This window comes from Streptomyces sp. P17 (assembly GCF_032436805.1).
In the GTDB taxonomy this organism is placed as follows: domain Bacteria; phylum Actinomycetota; class Actinomycetes; order Streptomycetales; family Streptomycetaceae; genus Streptomyces.
Genome location: NZ_JAVRBF010000300.1, coordinates 1 through 509 on the forward strand (window position 1 = coordinate 1; position 509 = coordinate 509).

Genomic DNA, 509 nt, shown 5'->3' on the forward strand with positions numbered 1-509 from the left:
GTTCCTTGAGCGTGCTGGAAAAGTCGATGTGCACAACATGATTGATGCCGCTGAAAAGCGTATCATCGATCAGTTGATGGCAGACCCGACCTACAACAACAAAAATCTACTTTACGAAGAAAACCTCATTCAGAGCTATCTCGCAAAGAAGGAAGGCTGGATACGCCATAAAAACGGCTACACCTTCACTGACGTAGAGCGTTATGCCTTGTTTAAGGCTGCACACGGAGCCTACCAGAACCAAAGCAACAAGTCGTACAGCAAGCTGTATTACCGCATTAAGCGTGTCTTGCAGGAAGGTTGTGATGATAGCGATCTTGTTGCAAAGCTTTTCCGTAACTTCAAGAAAAGCGATAACGAAGATTCGTTGACGCAGGCAGGGAAGTACAATGATGGTATTTTCCGGCGTGTCATGGCTCGTGGTATTTCGCCAGAACATTTCTTGCTCTGGGACAGAAATGCCTATCGTGGCAGGAGCAATGCACCGGCTGTCTACAAGTATGTGGAAG

Annotated in this window: 1 protein-coding gene; it reads left to right on the forward strand. The window is 47.0% G+C overall.

What is annotated here, in order from left to right; translation table 11 throughout:
• Positions 1-509, forward strand: a 509-nt coding sequence (locus tag RMT89_RS40975; RefSeq protein WP_315888838.1) for a hypothetical protein, incomplete at both ends; no start/stop codon positions are given.